This is a genomic window from Flavobacteriales bacterium (assembly GCA_025210295.1).
Classification (GTDB): domain Bacteria; phylum Bacteroidota; class Bacteroidia; order Flavobacteriales_D; family Parvicellaceae; genus S010-51.
Genome location: JAOASC010000046.1, coordinates 89,456 through 108,793, shown reverse-complemented (window position 1 = coordinate 108,793; position 19,338 = coordinate 89,456). Strand labels below are relative to the sequence as shown.

Genomic DNA, 19,338 nt, shown 5'->3' with positions numbered 1-19,338 from the left:
GGTTTTAATTGCACAAAAATATTAAAAATATACTCATCTATAGTAAAAGAACGCTCGGATATACCCTTGAGTTGCTCTTTTTCTTTTTGGTGTTTTGTTCTTTTGCAATTCAGTCTGAGGCCTTTCAACGAAAAGTAGCTCAGCAAGCAACCAATTATCTTAGCCAAGAGCTCAATGCAGAAGTGCATATCGATAACATAAGAATAAATGGTTTACATTATGTTAAAGCCGAAGGGGTGTACATTGAAGATCAGGAAGGAGATACTTTACTGTATGCCAATACAGTTATTGCCAATGTAAAAGAGTACAGTATTCAAAATAAATTAGTAGTACTCAACACTGTTGATTTGGTAGATGCTACAGTTAAATTGCAGAAATATAAGGAGCAAGAAAAGCTTAATTTGCAATTCTTGATCGAATACTTTAAAAGGACAGAAAAAAAAGATGAAAAAACAACTCCTTTTAAGTTCTTAGCAGATGATATTCGTTTAACTCATGTAAATTTCTCTTACAATGATTGGAATGTTGCTCAAAAATCATACGGTATAGACTATAAACATATAGGTATAACAGATCTAAATGGAGTTGTTAAGGATTTGCAAAATCATCAAGAAACAACTCGTTTTTCTTTGGAAAAGTTGACATTCAACGAAAAATCAGGTTTTGTATCAGAAAACTTATCAGCCTTTGTATTGATTACCCCTAATTTGATAGAGGTAAAGCAGCTAGAAATTTTAACTCCAGCTTCTGATATTAATGCCAATCAAATAACATTGTCTTATCACGATTATAAGGATTTTAGAGATTTTGTAAATGCAGTTGTAATGAAAGGGGATATTCAGTCGTCGCAATTAAACATGAAAGACCTTTCGTATTTCGCTCCTGTTTTTAAAAAAATGAGTAATACTGTAACACTTAAAGGGGAAGTTTTTGGGCCTGTCAATGAATTAGATTTGAAGCATTTGTTTGTAGGTTTGACCTCCAATACATTCCTTAGTTGTAATGCAGAAATGAAAGGGTTGCCCTACCTAGATGAAGCACTTTTCTATATTGATATCAATGAAGTGCAGACCTATCGTAAAGATTTGGAATTGATTGATTTTAAGTCTTTAGGCTTAAAAAATGATTTAGAGTTACCAGAACAGCTAAATAGTTTAGGTGTTGTAAACCTCTCTGGTGTTATAGACGGTTTTTATAATGATTTTAAAATGAATTTAGATATAGCTTCTGATATTGGAGCTGTAGAAGCAGATTTGCTGTGCTCAATTGATGAGCAAAATAAATTGGGGTACAAAGGAGTCTTAAATACATCAATGTTAGCATTGGGAGACCTGAGTGGTATGAGTGACTTAGGAGCGATATCAACCAACCTTAAGATCGATGGAAAGGGAACATCTTTAAGTGATTTGAACTTATTTATAGAAGGTGAGGCTCCATCTTTAGAATTCAGAGGGTATCACTATAAAAATATTGCACTAAAAGGAGATTTTAAGAATTCATCATTTAATGGAAACGTAGGGATGAAAGATAAAAATATTGATTTTTCGTTTGATGGTATTGTAGACTTAAACCAAAAGCCCGTCCAGTTTAATTTTGAAGCAGACCTTCAAAAAGTTGATTTAGAAGCTTTGAATTTGATTCAAAATAGAACCAATGCAATCGTATCTGTTAATGTTGATGCGAATGGTTTTGGAAGTAATTTAGACGAGTTTTCAGGGTATGTCCATTTTAATGATATTTCTTATTTTGAAAATGGTAAAAACTATTATTTTGATTCAATTCTTTTTGAATCACAGAGTAACACTAGATTTCATAGTATAGATGTTTTTGCTCAGTTTGCCGAATTAAGTATGAGAGGAGATTATAGCTTAGATTCATTGCCTCAAAGTTTATACGGGTTAGGAGCAAAAATACTGCCCTCTATTTTTACAGAGGAGGAACGAACAGAAATGGCCAACCAATATTTTGATTTAAACTTAAAAGTGAATGATTTATCAATGTTAACAGAGTTGTTTTATCCTGCTTTATCTGTTTCAAATGAAACAAAAATGAGTTGTGAATATCAAAGCAATGACGATTTGTTAGAATTGGCATTTCAATCAGATTATGTAAAATATAATAACATCGAATTCAGAGGAGTTCAATTGGATACCACCAGAAAAATAGCAGGGTTTGATCCATTCTATATTTTTGATTTAACAATCGACACGCTAATTCCTGTTCAAGGTCGCTTTATTGAAAATGTAGAAATACAGGCAAAAGCATACCAAGATAATGTAGCTTCAGCAGTATTATGGGGTAGCCCTGATTCTTCATATTGGGGGCATATAGATGTCGATGGGTATGTATTAAGTCCGCATCATTTTGAAACAGAAGTGTTGCCATCTGTTTTCTTTGCCGAAAAAGTAGGGCGTTGGGAAATACAACGTATCGCTAATATATCAATTGATACCACAGCTATAAAGGTCGATAATCTAGTAGCACACAATGAGTATCAAACAATACGATTAAATGGTAAAGTTTCAGAAAAACCAATTGATCAATTAAATTTTGAGTTAGGGAGCTTTGAGTTGAGTAATTTAAATAATGTTCTTAATAATGGAGATAGTGCATTAATGTTAGAGGGAGTAGTTAATTTATCAGGATTTGTTTCAGACGTTTATAATGATTTGTTTTTTGATGCTTATTCATGGGTCGACGATTTAACAATTAATAAAGAGCTAGTTGGAGATGTAGAATTAAATTCTAATTGGAATGAAGTAGAAAATAGGATAGAGCTTCTGGGAAATCTAAAAAGAGAAGATGGAATTCAAGACTTAGAATTAGTTCAAGGGTATTACTATCCTAAAAAGGAATACGATAATTTAGATATGATTTTGGCTTTTCAAGAAACAAATTTAGCGTTTGTTAACGTGTTCTTACCTTCAACATTACAGCATTTGAAAGGAAAGTTAAAAGGGGAATTGTTGGTTAAAGGTGAGCTCAAGGCTCCTCAATTAAAAGGAGACCTGTTGCTAGATAGCGCTGAGGTTACCATCGAAATGTTGAATACAACCTATTACACTAATGGCCCAATAAAAATAGAAGAAGATTTAATAGGGCTAGAAGCACTCACCGTAAAAGATAAGTTTGGAAGTGAGGCAATATTAATTGGGTCGTTTTTTCATGAAAATTTTAAAAATTATAGTTATGATTTCTTCGCCTTTTTTGATGCTCCTTTTTTGGTGATGAATACCAACTATGAACAAAATAACTTGTACTATGGAAATGCTTTTGCTACAGGAGATGTATCCATCAATTATGAGAAAGTTTTGGAAATTACAGTTAATGCTAAATCTGAAAAAGGAACCAACGTAACGCTGCCTTTGTATGGGTCAGAAGAAGTTGTGCTAGAAGATTTTATAACTTTTGTTGATGTCAATGAAAATGAAGAAGAATATGAAGTTGATTTAGATGGGGTTAACTTGAACTTAAGTTTAGATATTACAGAAGATGCCGAAATTCAATTGGTGTTTGATGATGTTGTAGGGGATGCAATGCGGGGAACAGGCTCAGGGCATATAGATATGTATATTGATCAATTTTATGATTTTTACATGTTTGGAAACTATACCGTTAAAGAAGGAAGTTACCTCTTTACGCTTCGAGATTTTATCAATAAGAAGTTTAATGTAAAAGAAGGGGGAACAATTAGTTGGTATGGTAACCCTTATGATGCAGATGTTAACTTAACAGCTATTTACCCTTTAAAAGCAAGTTTGTATGATATTATGCCAGAAAGTGAAAGAGATTTATATCGTCAAAAAGTTGCGGTGGATTGTGAGATGAACCTAACGAATAGTTTATTTAACCCAAACATCGACTTTAATGTGAGCTTACCTAGAAGTGATGAAAATGCTAAAAGTATATTGGCCAATTTGGTAAGTACACCAACAGAAATGAATCGCCAAGTATTTTCATTGTTGATTTTAAATAAATTTTTACCAAGAGTAGATGCCGTTTCAGCAACAGCCAATTCAGGAGTCTTGGGAGCAACAACTAGTGAAATGTTATCCAATCAATTGAGTAATATGTTGTCTAATTTTACAGATGATTTCGATGTGGGATTCAATTACCGACCAGGTGATGAAATTAGTAACAATGAGGTGGCTTTAGCTTTGTCAACACAGTTGTTGAATGATAAATTAACGATTTCCACCAACCTAGGAGTTTCAAGTGGAACCAATGGAAGTAGTACAGAGGAGTCAACGAATAATTTTATTGGAGATGTTGATGTAGAATATCAATTGAATGATAAAGGTAATGTGAGGGTTCATGCTTTTAATAAATCCAATGAATTTGATATTTCAAGCGCAGATAATAGCGCTAATACACAGGGGGTTGGTGTGTTTTATCAAGAAAATTTTAGCACTTTCAAAGAATTGTGGTGTAAGCTCAGAAATGTCTTTAAATCTAATGATAAAGACTGTAATATAGATGAATAAGTTAAATAACTCTCCTAAGTGAGTGTTTTTCCTGAATTATTGATATAAAAAAGCAACTACATATTTTATTTTTCGTTAGCTTAGAGAACTAAATATCAAGTAGCTATGAAATATTTTATAGGCTTTGTGTGGTTGCTGTTGGGATGGGGTAGTGTGTTAGGTCAATATGAAGCGACTCCATTTGAACAAAAAGTTTTTATCGAAAATAAAAAACAATTCAATCATGAACTACCCAAAGCATATCAAGACTTTGAGTATTGTGTTGATAACCAAACATTGGTATTAATCCAAAAGAACCAACTTGTTTATCGCTTTATAGAAAGGCATGACAAGGAATGGTTAGAAGAGGAAAAAAGAGAAGCTGAGAAAGGAGGGTTTAAGTCTGAAGAAGAAGAAGAGAGAGAAAAGGAGAAGTTTAAACCAACATATCAATATGTTGTTCTAAATTGGCTTAATGCTAATCCTAATGCAACAATAGAAGTAGAGGAGTTGTCTACAGTAAAATATGGGTATGCTGTTGATTGGGAAGAGCGCCAAAAAGGGAAAACTATTTTTTGTAAGGGGTATAAGAAGATGACGATAAAGAACCTTTATGAAGGGGTTGATGCAGAGTATTTCTTTACCGAAAATCAAGGAGAAATAAAGTACAACTTAATAGTTCAGCCCCATGCTGACTTGAGTCAGATTAACTATCGTTATGATGGTGCGAAACAAGAAATGATAGCTGGAAATATTGTCGTAGAGACAATCAAAGGGAAGTTGGTAGAAAATGCGCCTATATCTTACTTGTTAGAAGATAAAACTCCAGTAAAATCTTCATTTTATTTATCTCAAAACAATGTTGTAGGTTTCGATATTGTTCCTGCACAAGAAACAATAGTTATAGATCCTTTAATTGCTGTTCCTGGATTAAATGGAGGTCCTCCTGTTGATAATGGAATTGATCAATGGGGAAACCATTATGTGACAAGTTCAGCATTTCGTTTAGAAAAATATGATCCAGCTGGAACGTTGTTACATTCCGTAACTACTGGAAGTGGATTATATGGAGATATGTTAACAAGCTCTACAGGAGATTGCTTTTTTAATGCTGTAATTGGAACCAATAGTATAGCCTATGATGCTGGAGGGAATTTTCTTTGGAGTAGTGGAGGTATCGCAGAGTGTTGGCGTTTTGTTTTAAATGAATGTTATGGGCAAGTCTATTCACTTACAGGTAAAAGACATAGTGTAAGTGGTTTTGCGACAATTGATGCAGCAACTGGAGCTTTATTAAATTATAATGGAGGTGGGAGCTGTTGTTATGATCCACATTCAGGCGTAGTAGATGATAATGGAGATGTTTTTACAGTCGCTTCTAACCCGGCTACCATACACCATTGGAGTGCTGCGAATACTTCGATTGCAACATATCCATCGCCAATTCCATTCGGATATGCAAGTGGATATGCAGGAATGCAGGGGTATAATGGTATGGCTAAATTAGGTGATTTCTTGTTTTTACACAATGGAGCAACAATAGCTAAAGTGAATAAATTAACAGGAGCTTTAGTAGGCCAAAAAGCCGTGCCCAATGGGTCGAAAGGTGGTTGTGGAGGAATTTATATCACTTCATGTGGATATTTGTTAATCGGGTCGACAGATGGGGTTTATCTGTTGGATAATAATTTTAATCAATTGGATTTTAGGGCAACTAATGGAGCCGTTTATGATTTAGTTTTTAATGAGTTTAACCAAAATTTTGCAGTTTGCGGACCAGGACATGTAAGTGAAGTTAGTTTTAATATCCCACCATGTATTTTTGAAACCAATCCAGAAATAGTTCCATCTTGTAACAATACAGCTTCAGGAAGTATCAAATTGAATCTCACAGGAGGAGTGCCAAGTTATACTTATGTTTGGTCTGGAAATGGTTTGGTGGCCAATACAGATAGCGTTGGTGGATTAATGCCAGGAACATATAAATGTGTTTATGCTGATAATCGATGCCCTGTGCCTACGGTAGATTCTGTTGAGGTAACTGTGGGAGTTCAAACTGTTGTAGCAGCCTTTTCAGCAAACGATGTATGTCTGGGAGAAGTAACAGAATTTGAAAATAACAGTACGACCTCAGTAGGAAGTATCACCAATGTAGAATGGGATTTTGCAGATGGAAATAGTTCCTTGCTTTCATCTCCGGAAAATCTATATTTAACTGATGGAGGCTATCCTGTTAAACTAGTCGTTACCGCCACAAATTCTTGTCAAGATTCTGTAGATACACAATTAGTAACTGTTAATCCCTTACCAGTAGCAGATTTTACTAATCCAATAGAATGCCACAATGAAAGTCTGCAATTTACATCAGCAGCCACAGTGTCGTCTGGAAATATTGCTCAATGGGAATGGCATTTTGGAGATCATACTTATGGAAATGTAGAACATCCGAGTCATCAATACCCTGTAGATATTTATCCATTTTTGTCGACCTACGATGTTTATTTAAAAGTAACGACAAACCATGGATGTGTGGATGATACCATGATTCAATATAGGCCTCATCCTATGCCTAGAGCTGCTTTTGCAGGAGAAAATATCTGTGTGAATACACCAGTACAATTTACAAACCTTTCACAAGTAGTTGCTCCTGATGTGTTAAATAACCCTATCTATAATTTTGATGATGGTTCGGCTTTGGTGAGTATCAATAATCCCATTCATACTTTTACTACCGCAGGAGATTATAATGTTTCCATCATAGCGACATCAAATAATGGATGTGTTAACGATACAACAATAGTTATCTCAGTATATCCTGAACCAATAGCAAGTTTTTCAGCTAATACAATTTGTGAAAATGAACCGCCTACACAATTCCAAAACCTATCAACAATATCAGGAGGATCAATAGTTGGTTACACATGGAATTTTGGTGACGAAACATCATCATTTGCAAATCCATCACATGTTTTCGATGAAGCAGGGGTGTATCAAGTCGTGTTAACAGCTGTTTCAAATTATAATTGTGTCAATGTATATTCAGCTCCAGTCACTGTAAATGCAGCACCTCTTTCAAAGTTTATAGTAGATGCGCCAGAGGGGTGTGATGAGCATTGTGTACAGTTTACAGATTTATCGATTGCTAATTCCTCAAGTATAGTTAATTACCTATGGCATTTTGAGAATGGAGACACGTTAACAGAAGCCTCTCCAAATGTTTGCTTCACCAATAAAAGCAACACAGAAGATATCAGTTTTGACGTGAGAATGATTACACAAAATGACTTAGGCTGTAAAGACACCTTGAGCTTGCAGGACTACATTACCGTTTACCATAATCCATTAGCAATATTTTCGCCGACAGAATTACAAGAAAATATGTATGAATCGGAATTTTTGATGGAGAATACTTCAATAGGTAGTGATGGCTATGTTTGGGATTTTGGAGATGGAGCAAAAGGATTCGATTTTGAACCAGTACATTGGTATGCTGATACTGGGACTTACTATATTACATTGGTCGCTTATACCAATAACAATTGTATGGATACAACAGTTCAAGGAATCAGCGTTACACCTGTTATTAGTGTATACGTTCCCAATACTTTTACACCCAATGGAGATGGGGAAAATGATGTGTTTAATTTAAAATCTTATGGAATTGTAGAGGACGGATTTGAATTGTTTATTTTTGATCGATGGGGAGATCAAATTTATTATACAACAACGTTAGGTGAAGGATGGGATGGTACTCATAAATCAAATTTGTCGCAACAAGATACTTATGTCTATAAAATAATTTGTAAAGACGTTTTTGGAGAAATGCATGAGTATAAAGGTCATATTAATCTCTTAAAATAATGCGCGTTATGAAGTGTTTAGTAAGTGCCATATTGCTGTTTTTTTTGATGATTAATGTAGCTTTAGCTCAATGTACACAAGCTACAGGTACTGTTGTGATAACCGAACCTGGTTGTGATGGGAATTCAGGACAAATAGAAGTGTTGGCATCAGGAGGAACAGGACCTTATGAATATGGAATTGGAGGTTGGAATACACAAACAAGTAATATTTTTACAGGACTTTCTGCAGGAACGTATAATGTAAGAATTCTAACAGCAGATAATTGTGAAAGTTGGATTTATGGTGTTACACTGAATTATACTCCAATGGAATTTTCAGGTTCAATTGTTCAACAAACTTGCTATGACTATGTGGCAGGGTCAGTCAATATTATACCATCAAGAGGTGTGGCACCCTATACCTATAGCAGCGATGGTGGAGCTACTTATAATTCGATTAACTTTTTTCAGCAGTTAGATGTAGGTTCATATTCTTATAAAATAAAAGATGCCAATGGATGTGTCGAAGATGCTAGTTTTACCATCACAAAATCACATATAGACCCCTCAGTAGTGACTACACCTGTTCAATGTTCAGGGATCATGGGGACTGCTGTGGTTACATTTGGTGGGCCAGATAATTATACTTTTTCAATAGATAATAATGTAAGTATCCAAACAGCAACAGGAACTTATTCATATACTCAGCTAACACCAGGGAATTATCAATTACAATGTAGCGACATTAATGGATGTAACGAAACGGTAGATTTTGTTGTGGGAGATGAGAATATAGCTTCTTCAATTACAGGAGTGACACACGAAACCTGTAACGATACGAATGGAGTGTTTACAATAACGACAAGTAATGGAGTAGGTCCTTATCAATATAGTATTGATGAAGGACTCACTTTTGTAGGAACCAATCAATTTACCAATTTAGATGAGGGAGTATATCAAACAAAAGTAATTGATAGCAGAGGTTGCGAATCTGCCGATACAATTATAATTACCAATACAGGAGGTGTTGTTGCTACGATTAATCAAGATACAACAATATGTAGTGGGGATGGAGCGGTATTAGAAGTTAATGCAACAGGAGAGCAATTAAGTTTTAATTGGGATAATGGATTGTCCAATGATTCTATTCATAGTCTTTCTCCAGTTGTTACAACTCAATATAATGTAGCTGTAACCGATGTGTATGGTTGTACAGAAGCTTTAAATGTAACGATTGAAGTAAATGATTATCCTAGTTTGACAACATCTGTAAGTGCTATCGATTTGTGTAGGGGAGATTCAATAGCAATTAGTTCATCAGGAGCAACAACATATTTATGGAGCAACGGAGATACAGTAGCCAATACTATTGTGAATACACCTTTTGGGGCGGATTCAATCATCGCTTATGGATATAATGGGAATTGTGAGGTAAGTATTTCAATACCAGTTGTCGAGCATTCAATAGATGCGTCAATTACAGACACGCAACATGTTTGTATAGGAAATTCCACAACCTTATATGTGAATAGTGTGACTCCAGTTCTATATGAGTGGAGCAATGGAACAGCTACAGCATCCAGTCAAACTGTGTTTCCCAATACAGATACATATTATGAAGTCGTTTTAACAGATGCTTATGGTTGTAAGGATACATTGGGAACAATGGTTGTCGTTGATGAAGATGTTAACTTGGCTGTTTCGCCAACAACAATTGAAGTTTGTTTAGGCGAGGAGTTTATGTTGGAAGCAAGTGGAGCAACAGACTATCTATGGAGTGATGGCCAAACAATATCACTGGTTAATCATACAGCAACAGCAAACGAAGTGATTTCTGTTACAGGAATAAATGGAGAATGCAGCAATAGGATTGACGTTCCAGTAACAGTTCTTCCATTACCTGTAGTTGATATTTCTGCTAATGCATCTTCAATCAATACAGGAGATGGTATTCAGTTTGGTGTAGGGGCTTCCAATGCTTCAAGTTACACTTGGGACTTTGGAGATGGTACAACTGCTAATTATAGTATTCCATATCATGAATTTTTATTTCCTGGGGCGTATTATGTAACGTTAACAGGTACTGTTGGTCATTGTTCAACAGTTGATACGCTTTTAGTATACGTCGGTTTTATGGGAAAAGAAACTTTTGATCAAGAAGTTGTTACAGTTTATCCCAACCCAACATCCGATAAGATAACGATTAATATTCCTAGTTCAGTTGTTTATCAAGTTAACATATACAATGCTGGTGGAAAGTTAATGAATAGCTTTTACAATGAAACAGGAGAAACGATCATCTCTATAGAAGATTATCCTACAGGAGTTTATTATTTAGAAGTTCAGTCAGAACAAAAGAAAATAGTTAAAGTGATAGGCAAACAATAAAAGTACGATCCCACACGTTTTTGATAAATTACACTAAATAAAGTATATTTGTACAAAAGCATGGCTTATGTTTAAAAATAATAACGATAACACAAAAAGTAGAATGGGTAATTTAAATTCTCCAGAAAGATTAAATAGAATAGTTGAAGGGACAAGTATTGAAGGGAGTATTTCTTCTGAGAGCAATATTAGAATAGATGGAGAGGTAAAAGGTACGATTACCACCAAAGGGAGGTTAGTTGTAGGTGTATCTGGAGTTATTAAAGGCGATGTTGTTTGTCAGAATGCTGAGATAGAAGGTCATGTAAAAGGATCAATGAAAGTAGGGGAGTTACTTTCTTTAAAGTCAACAGCAAAAGTAGAGGGAGACGTCATAACAGGTAAACTAGCGATTGAGCCAGGAGCAATTTTTGCTGTAACTTGTAGTATGGGTGGAGTTTCGCCATCTAAAAAATCTATAGAAAATAAAGAAAGAAAAGAAGAGGAAGTTGTCGCTTAAATGAAGAGCACCAATAAATACTTAAAATTTACTTCTGTAGCTTTTCAAATGATCTTCATTATAGGAGGAGGAGCTTTGTTAGGAATCTATCTTGATGGAGAGGAGGGGAAATTATATACTATTTTGTTTTCCTTATTAGGTGTTTTTGTTGGAATGTATTTGGTGATCAAAGAAGCCATTAACATGATGAAGAAATAAGATGGAAAAAATATACTCTTCCATGAAATTAGGGGGAATAGGAGTTCTGATTTGTTTAGTTCATATCCTAATTAATTATTTATTAGCAATTAAGGTCAGTTTAAGCTTTATTGTCTGTTTACACCTCTTTTATCTTGTTTTTCTAGTACTAACGAATTGGATTATCGCTAAGAAATCAGTTAAAAACTATGATCGTGTGTGGGTGGTGTATATAGGAATTGCTTCCATTAAGTTTTTTACTTTTTTGGGATATATCTATTGGTTAAAAACAGCTTTTGAAATTTCAAAAACTCAGGCATTATTACATGTTTTTTTATGGTTTTTTGTCTATACATTGATCGAAATTAAAGCCTTAATGAAAATTTTAAAAATTAATAAAAGAGGAATTTTTAAAAACTAAAAATAAGCATGTTTTTGCTATCTAAATGTCGAGAAGCCTTGCATAGCTCGATAAAAATAATTAATATTACGCAGGAAAATAAAACTAAGTAAAAAATAGAAATTTTATATAGATGAGTACAAAACCAATTTTAGTACCAACAGATTTCACTGAAGTTGCTCATACAGCTATAAATCATGCTGTTGAATTGGCAAAGACAATCAATACTTCGGTTGTAATATTACATGTGGTGAAGGGGGAGTCTGAAATTCATTCAGCTAATGAAAAATTAGAAGAAGAATTGAAGTTAGCGAAAAGCATTGAAGGAGATGTAGAAGTTTCGAAACTGGTAAAAGTTGGAAATATATTTGATGATATTGGAGATGCTGCCAATGAAGTGAATGCTTCATTAATTGTTATGGGAACTCATGGAGCTAGTGGATGGCAAAGAATTACAGGTAGTAATGCACTAAAAGTAATCACCAATTCAACTGTGCCTTTTGTGGTTGTTCAGAAGCAAGTGATGAAAGAATCTGGATATGATTGTATTATTGCTCCATTAGATTTGCATAATGAAACAAAGCAAAAGTTAGAGGTTGTTGCTGATATGGCGCAATACTTTGATTCGGAAGTTCATATTGTAACACCTAAAGAGACGGATGAATTTTTAATTCACAAGTTAAATGGAAATATTGCTTGGGCTAAAAAATATCTTAAAGAGAGAGGAGTAAGAAATACTACTCATATTTCGAAGAAAAAAGGAGATTTTGTAGAGCAAATGTTAGAGGTTGCAAATGAGGTAGATGCAGATTTGATTTCTATTATGAATTTACAAAAGAACTCTTTAATTGGAATGTTGAGTAATTATGAACAAGAAATAATTACGAACAAGAGCCAAATTCCTGTGCTTTGTGTAAACCCTGTTTATATTGGGAATTCAGGAAGTGTTTTTACTAGATAAACCTTTAGGAAGAAAAAAAAGAATGAAAGCACAGAGTATATTAGATATTTTTAATTTGATGACCAATGGGAAAGTTATTTATGTTTTCCATGGGGAGTTTAATTATAAACTAGTAAATACTTTGTTGACTGATATAAAGAAAGAACTTTCTTTATATCAAGATAAAAAAAGGGCTGCAAAAAAAACATACAAAGTACTTGTAGAGTGCTTAGAAAATGTACATAGACATACTAGCAAACCAACGATAGAAGACGAGCATTTAAATGAAGGAGTTTTTACCCTTTTACAAGAAGAAGCGGGCTTTTCTGTAGTAGTAGGAAATGTAGTTAAATCTTCAGATGTAGAGCCTATTAAAGCTCGTATAGAAGAAGTTAATGCTATGAATGCTGAGATGTTAAAACTCAGGTATAGAGAGATGATAAAAGAAGCTACTATATCAGATAAAGGTGGTGCAGGATTAGGATTGATCGATATGGCGATGAAGTCTGGGAGTCAATTACAATATAATTTTGATAAACATATAAAAGACAAACATTTTTTTACTCTTAGAGTAGACATACTTGCATAAAACAAATAAAAATGGAAGCATTAAAACTAGAATTAACGGAGAATACTCCAAAAATAGTATTAGATCATACAACACATGCATTAGAATTTGAAGGAGATTCAAGACCTGAAGATGTTCAGAAGTTTTTTCAGCCTGTAATGAATTGGTTGAATGATTATGAGAGCTATGTTCAATCGGCTGGAGATGTTACCTTAAATGCAAATTTTAAATTAGAGTATTTTAACTCTTCATCAGCGAAGTATATCATGGATATTATCTTAAAATTAGGAAAAATAGCTGAGCCTGGGAATGTAACCTTAAACATTAACTGGCACTATGATGAAATGGATGAAGATATGTTAGATGCTGGAGAAGAATTTGAAGATATGTTAGATGTGGAATTTAATTTTGTTGAAATACCAGATTAATTGATACTAAAATAGAATTGAAAAACTCGAAGTTTATTTATGCTTCGAGTTTTTCTGTTTTTATAAGTTAATGATCGATGAAAAAAGAAGACCCTTTAGGTAATGCATGTCTAACTTTTATGGAGGGAGTTAGAGGAGAAGAAATAGAAGTGTTTTGTTCTATTACAGAACAAGATGTGATCCCCGTTGATTATTTGTTTAGAGCCTATGATGAAATGCCTAAGGTTGAGCAAATAGCTTTAAGTCTTTGTAAGGGAACCGTTTTAGATGTAGGAGCTGGAGCTGGTAGCCATGCGCTTTGGTTGCAAGATAAAGGAATAGAAACCTATGCTTTAGATGTCTCTGAAGGAGCAGCTGAAGCCATGAAAAAGCAAGGGGTTAAAGAGGTGGTTTGTTCTAACTTTTATACCTTAGAAGAGCATAAAAAGTTTGATACCTTATTGTTTTTGATGAATGGAATAGGAATCGCAGGAACCTTAGAAGGTTTGCCCGAATTTTTTAATAAATGTTTGAGGCTACTAAAAGATGGTGGGCAAATATTATTAGATTCTACCGATTTAATCTATTTAATTGAAGGGGAAGATTATAGTGAAGAAAACGAGGGATATTTGGGAGAAGTAGCCTATCAAATGAAATATAAAAATTCTGAAACAGGCTGGTTCAACTGGTTGTATATTGATCAAGAAAAGTTAAAAGATGTATGCAATAAAATGAACTTAAACATGGAAGTAATAATAGAAGCAAATTATAATTTTTTAGTAAAAATAACACGTTAACTTTATGAGAAAAATGATTACCCTAATTGCATTGTTATCCATTGGGATAGCAAATGCTCAAGTTATACCAACCCAAAGAATATTTGAATGGAATAAAGCTGGGTTGAAAACCGAAGTAAATTTTAATGATACAGTATTCTTATCCGATTATGGTGCAGTTGGAGATGGTGTTACACTCAATGACCAGGCTTTTCAACAAGCATTAAATGCGGTAAATAATCCACCAACTGTAGTGATTATCCCTAATGGTAACTTTTACCTTACAGACCCTTTAGTGTTACCATCTAATGTATTGTTAAAAGGACAGGGGGCTAACCATACTGTACTTACTTTTAAGCTTGATTCTAATGAAACTGATTTGATCTCGATGAGCGGTAGTGTTAGTTCAAATGCACTCAATTTGTCTGCAAATGCAGCAACTTTCGACGATAAAATCGTTTTAAATACTAATGGAAATACAGGTTTAAACAGTGGAGATTATATCCAGCTACTTAAAAATGATTCCAATTTGATTACAAGTAGTTGGTCTTTAAATACTGTAGGGCAAATTGTGGAAATAGATAGTCTAAATGGTGACTCTTTGTTTTTGAATAGTAAAATCAGAACGAATTATCCCTTGATAAAGTCGCCCTATATAAAAAAAATTACCCCTATAAAAAATGCAGGACTTGAATGCTTAAAAATAGTCAGAAAAGATACCCAAACGGTACATTGTGCAAATGTCCGATTCAACTACGCAATCAATTGTTGGGTAAAAGGGATCGAAAGCGAAAACTGTAATTATTCACATATTAATTTGATTCGTTCTTCAAATATCTACGTTGCAGATTCATATTTTCATCATGCATTTGATTATGGAGGTGGAGGAGCAGGATATGGAGTGGTAGCCATGTATGCATCAGGAGAATGTTTAGTAGAAAATAATATTTTTGAGCACCTCAGACACAGTATGCTTCTACAAGGAGGAAGCAATGGAAATGTGTTTGGTTATAATTATTCTTTAGATCCTTTTTGGACAGGTGTCGCTTTACCTAGCAACTCGGCAGGTGATATGGTTTTGCATGGAAATTATGTGTATGCTAATTTATTTGAAGGAAATATAGGGCAAAACATCGTGATTGATGATTCGCATGGAGCTAATGGACCTTATAATATGTTTTTTAGGAATCGGGCAAACCTTTATGGTATTTTTATGAATAATGGAGTCCCAACTGATAGTTGTAGTTTTGTAGGGAACGAAATCACCAATACAACAACATTTCTAGGTAATTATTTGTTGTTTGGTAATGGCCATTTTGAGTACGGAAATAACGTGAAAGGGGTAATAAAACCCGTTGGAACAAATTCGATGTTTCCTACATCATTGTATTTAGCTCAACAACCAGACTTTTTATCTGCTGCACAATTCCCTTTTTGTGGTGCACCAGCAGTTTATAATGTCGAGGATATTCCAAGTAAACAACGTTATGATACTCCAGTAAAAACAGTTTGTAAAAGCAACCAACATCTTGCAATTAACAATTTTTCAGAAAAGAAATTAAGTATTTATCCTAATCCCTCAGCATCAATTGTTAATTTTGACCATCCAACAAGTATCACAATATATAACCAGCTGGGAGTAAAGGTCTTTAATACACAGGAGAAACTCAATTTTATTGATTTATCAAGCTATAAAAAAGGAGTTTACCTAGTCAAAACAGATTTTGGTTTCCAAAAATTAATCCTAAAATGAAAAAGATAACGGTTTTGTTTTTTCTGTTCAGTAGCCTTTTTATGATTGGGCAAAGATCTGGAGGTCCTATAAAGGGTAAAGGAGGGGGAGAAATAACAGGGAAAGTTATCGACTCAGAAACTCAAAAAGCAATGGAATATGTTACCGTTGCTTTGTTTAAAGAGAAAGATTCGTCATTAGTTACAGGTCAAATAACAGATACTAAAGGCGAGTTTTATTTAAAAGAGCTACCGTTGGGAAAATATTATTTAAGGTTCTCATTTATTGGATATAAAAATACATTTAAACGAAATATACTGTTAGGGCCTAATCAATTGAATATTGATTTCAATAAAGTCATACTCTCACCAGATCAAGAGGTCTTGGAAGATGTTGAGGTTATCGTAGATAGACCGCAAATTGTTTATGAAATAGATAAAAAAGTGGTTAATGTAGAAGATATGAATACAGTAGCATCTGCAACGGCAATTGAGGTGTTAGAAAATATTCCTTCAATAACAGTTGATATGGATGGAAATGTGAGTTTGAGAGGAAGCGCAGGATTTACATTATTAATCGATAATAAACCCTCTCCTTTGGAAGCCTCAGAAGCATTACAATTAATACCTGCAAGTAATATTAAAGATATAGAAATCATTACCAATCCATCAGCTAAATATAATGCAGAAGGAACAAGTGGAATTATTAATGTTATTCTAAAGAAGAATAAATTAGAAGGAATAAGCACATTAATAAATTTGAATGGGGCAACATTTAACAATTATGGCGGAGACTTTTTGGTAAGTGTTAATAAGAATAAAATAAAATTGAATGTAGGAGGGAATTTTAGAAATCGTAATAGGTATAGAGACATTACCCAAGAAAGAATTATTACCTATGATGAAAATATATCACAAGTAAATTCAGAGGGATTGCATCGTTTTTTTAGTACAAACTATGGTATAAATGCTGCTCTTGAATGGAGTCCCAATAGAAAAAATTCATTTTCATTAGGAGTGAATGGGAATCAAAGACAGTTTAATGCTGCTGCCAATTATGACTTTTTGGAGTATAGTAATAACATGTTAACCAATAAGTATACGAATAAAGAAAGAACCTTGCGACAGTTTTTTGGAGCAACAGCTAGTGCAGGGTACGAACATTTAATAGGAGGAGATAAAGAACATCGAGTTAACGTAACAGCAGTATATAACTTACATGACGGTGATGAGGATGCGCTTACAGAAAGTTTTGATGAAAATGAGTTAAGAGTCCAAGGGAATCAATCAACAGAAGTTGGGCCTTCTCAAATGTATAGGGTAAATGTTGATTACGAAAAACCATTAAAAGGAAAAGCTAAATTTAAGTTAGGGCTAAGATCAGATTTTGGAAATAATAAAGACGATCAGGACTCTTATGAGTTAAATACATCGACAGGAGAATATGTAAAGTTACCCCTGTTTTCAACAGATGTGGATTATATCCAAAATGTATATGCTGGGTATGCAATCTATAGTGGTGAATACCAATCTAAATTAGGGTATCAGTTCGGATTGAGGTCAGAGTATACGGATAGAAATATTTATATGGAAACTTTAAATAGTAATACTGATATAGAGCGATTAGACTGGTTTCCTTCAGCTCATTTTTCATATAAGTTAAATAAAAAGGATCAATTAAAAGCTAATTTTTCAAGAAGAATACAACGTCCAAGAAGCTGGAATTTAGAGCCTTTTATATCATGGGAAGATCCCTATACTGTTAGGCAGGGAAACCCTGATTTATTACCAGAATATATTCAATCCTATGAATTGGGCTGGATCAAAAATTTAAAAAAAGGAAGTTTTTCATTGGAGCTTTATTATCGAAATACAATAAATACAATCGAAAGAATTCAAGAGGCGTATGATTCTACGGTAATCATTAAGCGACCAGTTAATGCAGGAATTTCCAATTCATTAGGGCTTGAGCTTTCTTATAGAAAACGCTTGCTAAAGTGGTGGGGAGTAGATTTGGGAGTCAATAGTTTTTACTATCAAATAAGTGGAGTATTAAGTAATGAAACGTTTGAAAGAGAATCATTTTCATATAATCTTAGATTATCAAATACCTTTAATTTAAAGAAAGATTGGAAAGTTCAAGCTATTTCTAGGTATACCAGTGCTATTGCAACAGCACAGGGAAGAACAAATGGTTTTTTTACACTGGATTTGGCTGTTAAAAAAGATTTTTGGCAAAACAGGCTTTCTGGAGCGCTACAGTTTAGAAATGCGTTAAACTCGATGAGAAGAGAGACATGGGTAGAAACAGCAGCCTTATATTCATATCGATTAGCAGAGCCTAGATGGCCTGAAATAGCACTGTCAATAGCTTTAAGGCTTAATAATTACAATCATCAAGATAAAATTAAAACAGTAAAAGGAGAGGAATTCTAATAAAAATAGTCATAAAAAAAGCTCAACATTAGTTGAGCTTTTTTTTTATGATCAATTATTCGTCCTAATTATTTGTCCCATGTACTAGGGGATTTTCTCCAATCTTTTAGCGCATCAATTTCTTCGTCTTTTACAAAACGAGTGTTTAATGCTTGTTGTAATAAGCTATCATAGTTCGTCAATGTAGCTAACTTACAATTTGCAGCTTTAAAATTTTCTTCAGCTATAGCAAACCCATAGGTAAAAATAGCAGCCATACCCTTTATGGTAGCTCCAGCTTCTTTAAGAGCCTTTACAGCAGTTAAACTACTATTTCCTGTAGAAACTAAGTCCTCTAAAACCACAACAGATTGTCCTTGCTCTAAAACACCTTCTATTTGATTAGTTAGCCCATGAGCCTTAGCTGATGAACGAACATAAACAAATGGAATACCTAAATCTTGAGCTACCAAGGCCCCCATTGCTATACCACCAGTTGCAACACCAGCGATTACATCAGGTTTCCCAAATTCATCAGTAATGAGGTCAACAAATTGTTGTCTAATGTATGTTCTTATTTGTGGATAAGATAATGTCTTGCGATTATCACAATAGATTGGAGATTTCCATCCTGAAGCCCAAGTTATTGGTGTCGAGGGCGTTAGCTTTACAGCTTTGATTTGTAGCAAAAATTCTGCTACCTTTAACTCCGATTCAATTCTATTATTCATA

Annotated in this window: 13 protein-coding genes; 12 read left to right on the top strand and 1 reads right to left on the bottom strand. The window is 34.0% G+C overall.

Annotated elements, in window-relative coordinates:
* Positions 1 to 8: 8 nt before the first annotated feature.
* From N4A35_14350 to N4A35_14295, 12 genes are all read left to right on the top strand, one after another.
* Positions 9 to 4,484: a translocation/assembly module TamB gene (locus tag N4A35_14350; protein ID MCT4582594.1), complete on the top strand. Its 4,476-nt coding sequence runs from the start codon at positions 9 to 11 to the stop codon at positions 4,482 to 4,484.
* Between the two features lie 105 nt (positions 4,485 to 4,589).
* Positions 4,590 to 8,324: a PKD domain-containing protein gene (locus N4A35_14345; protein ID MCT4582593.1), complete on the top strand. Its 3,735-nt coding sequence runs from the start codon at positions 4,590 to 4,592 to the stop codon at positions 8,322 to 8,324.
* An 8-nt stretch (positions 8,325 to 8,332) separates the two neighbouring features.
* A complete protein-coding gene (locus tag N4A35_14340; GenBank protein MCT4582592.1) occupies positions 8,333 to 10,693 on the top strand; it encodes a PKD domain-containing protein in 2,361 nt (786 codons plus the stop codon).
* A gap of 103 nt (positions 10,694 to 10,796) precedes the next feature.
* Positions 10,797 to 11,192: a polymer-forming cytoskeletal protein gene (locus tag N4A35_14335; protein MCT4582591.1), complete on the top strand. Its 396-nt coding sequence runs from the start codon at positions 10,797 to 10,799 to the stop codon at positions 11,190 to 11,192.
* On the top strand, positions 11,193 to 11,390 hold the full coding sequence (locus tag N4A35_14330) for an AtpZ/AtpI family protein (protein MCT4582590.1): 198 nt from the start codon (positions 11,193 to 11,195) through the stop codon (positions 11,388 to 11,390). It begins immediately after the preceding gene.
* Between the two features lies 1 nt (position 11,391).
* Positions 11,392 to 11,790, top strand: a complete 399-nt coding sequence (locus N4A35_14325) for a hypothetical protein (GenBank protein MCT4582589.1) — start codon at positions 11,392 to 11,394, stop codon at positions 11,788 to 11,790.
* Between the two features lie 112 nt (positions 11,791 to 11,902).
* Positions 11,903 to 12,730, top strand: a complete 828-nt coding sequence (locus N4A35_14320) for a universal stress protein (protein MCT4582588.1) — start codon at positions 11,903 to 11,905, stop codon at positions 12,728 to 12,730.
* A complete protein-coding gene (locus N4A35_14315; GenBank protein ID MCT4582587.1) occupies positions 12,699 to 13,298 on the top strand; it encodes a SiaB family protein kinase in 600 nt (199 codons plus the stop codon). Before N4A35_14320 ends, N4A35_14315 begins: the two co-directional genes overlap by 32 nt.
* 11 nt (positions 13,299 to 13,309) lie before the next feature.
* Complete coding sequence (locus N4A35_14310; protein MCT4582586.1) at positions 13,310 to 13,705, top strand: DUF1987 domain-containing protein; 396 nt, start codon at positions 13,310 to 13,312, stop codon at positions 13,703 to 13,705.
* Positions 13,706 to 13,782: 77 nt separating this feature from the next.
* Positions 13,783 to 14,481 carry a class I SAM-dependent methyltransferase gene (locus N4A35_14305; protein MCT4582585.1) on the top strand — a complete coding sequence of 233 codons (699 nt, stop codon included), beginning with the start codon at positions 13,783 to 13,785 and terminating at the stop codon, positions 14,479 to 14,481.
* 4 nt (positions 14,482 to 14,485) lie between these two features.
* The gene (locus N4A35_14300; protein MCT4582584.1) at positions 14,486 to 16,213 is read left to right on the top strand and encodes a T9SS type A sorting domain-containing protein; all 1,728 of its coding nucleotides are present in this window, start codon (positions 14,486 to 14,488) and stop codon (positions 16,211 to 16,213) included.
* Complete coding sequence (locus N4A35_14295; protein ID MCT4582583.1) at positions 16,210 to 18,627, top strand: TonB-dependent receptor; 2,418 nt, start codon at positions 16,210 to 16,212, stop codon at positions 18,625 to 18,627. Before N4A35_14300 ends, N4A35_14295 begins: the two co-directional genes overlap by 4 nt.
* 68 nt (positions 18,628 to 18,695) lie before the next feature.
* Here the strand turns inward: N4A35_14295 and pyrE are convergent, their stop codons facing one another.
* Positions 18,696 to 19,337: an orotate phosphoribosyltransferase gene (gene pyrE / locus N4A35_14290; GenBank protein MCT4582582.1), complete on the bottom strand. Its 642-nt coding sequence runs from the start codon at positions 19,335 to 19,337 to the stop codon at positions 18,696 to 18,698.
* Between the last annotated feature and the right edge of the window lies 1 nt (position 19,338).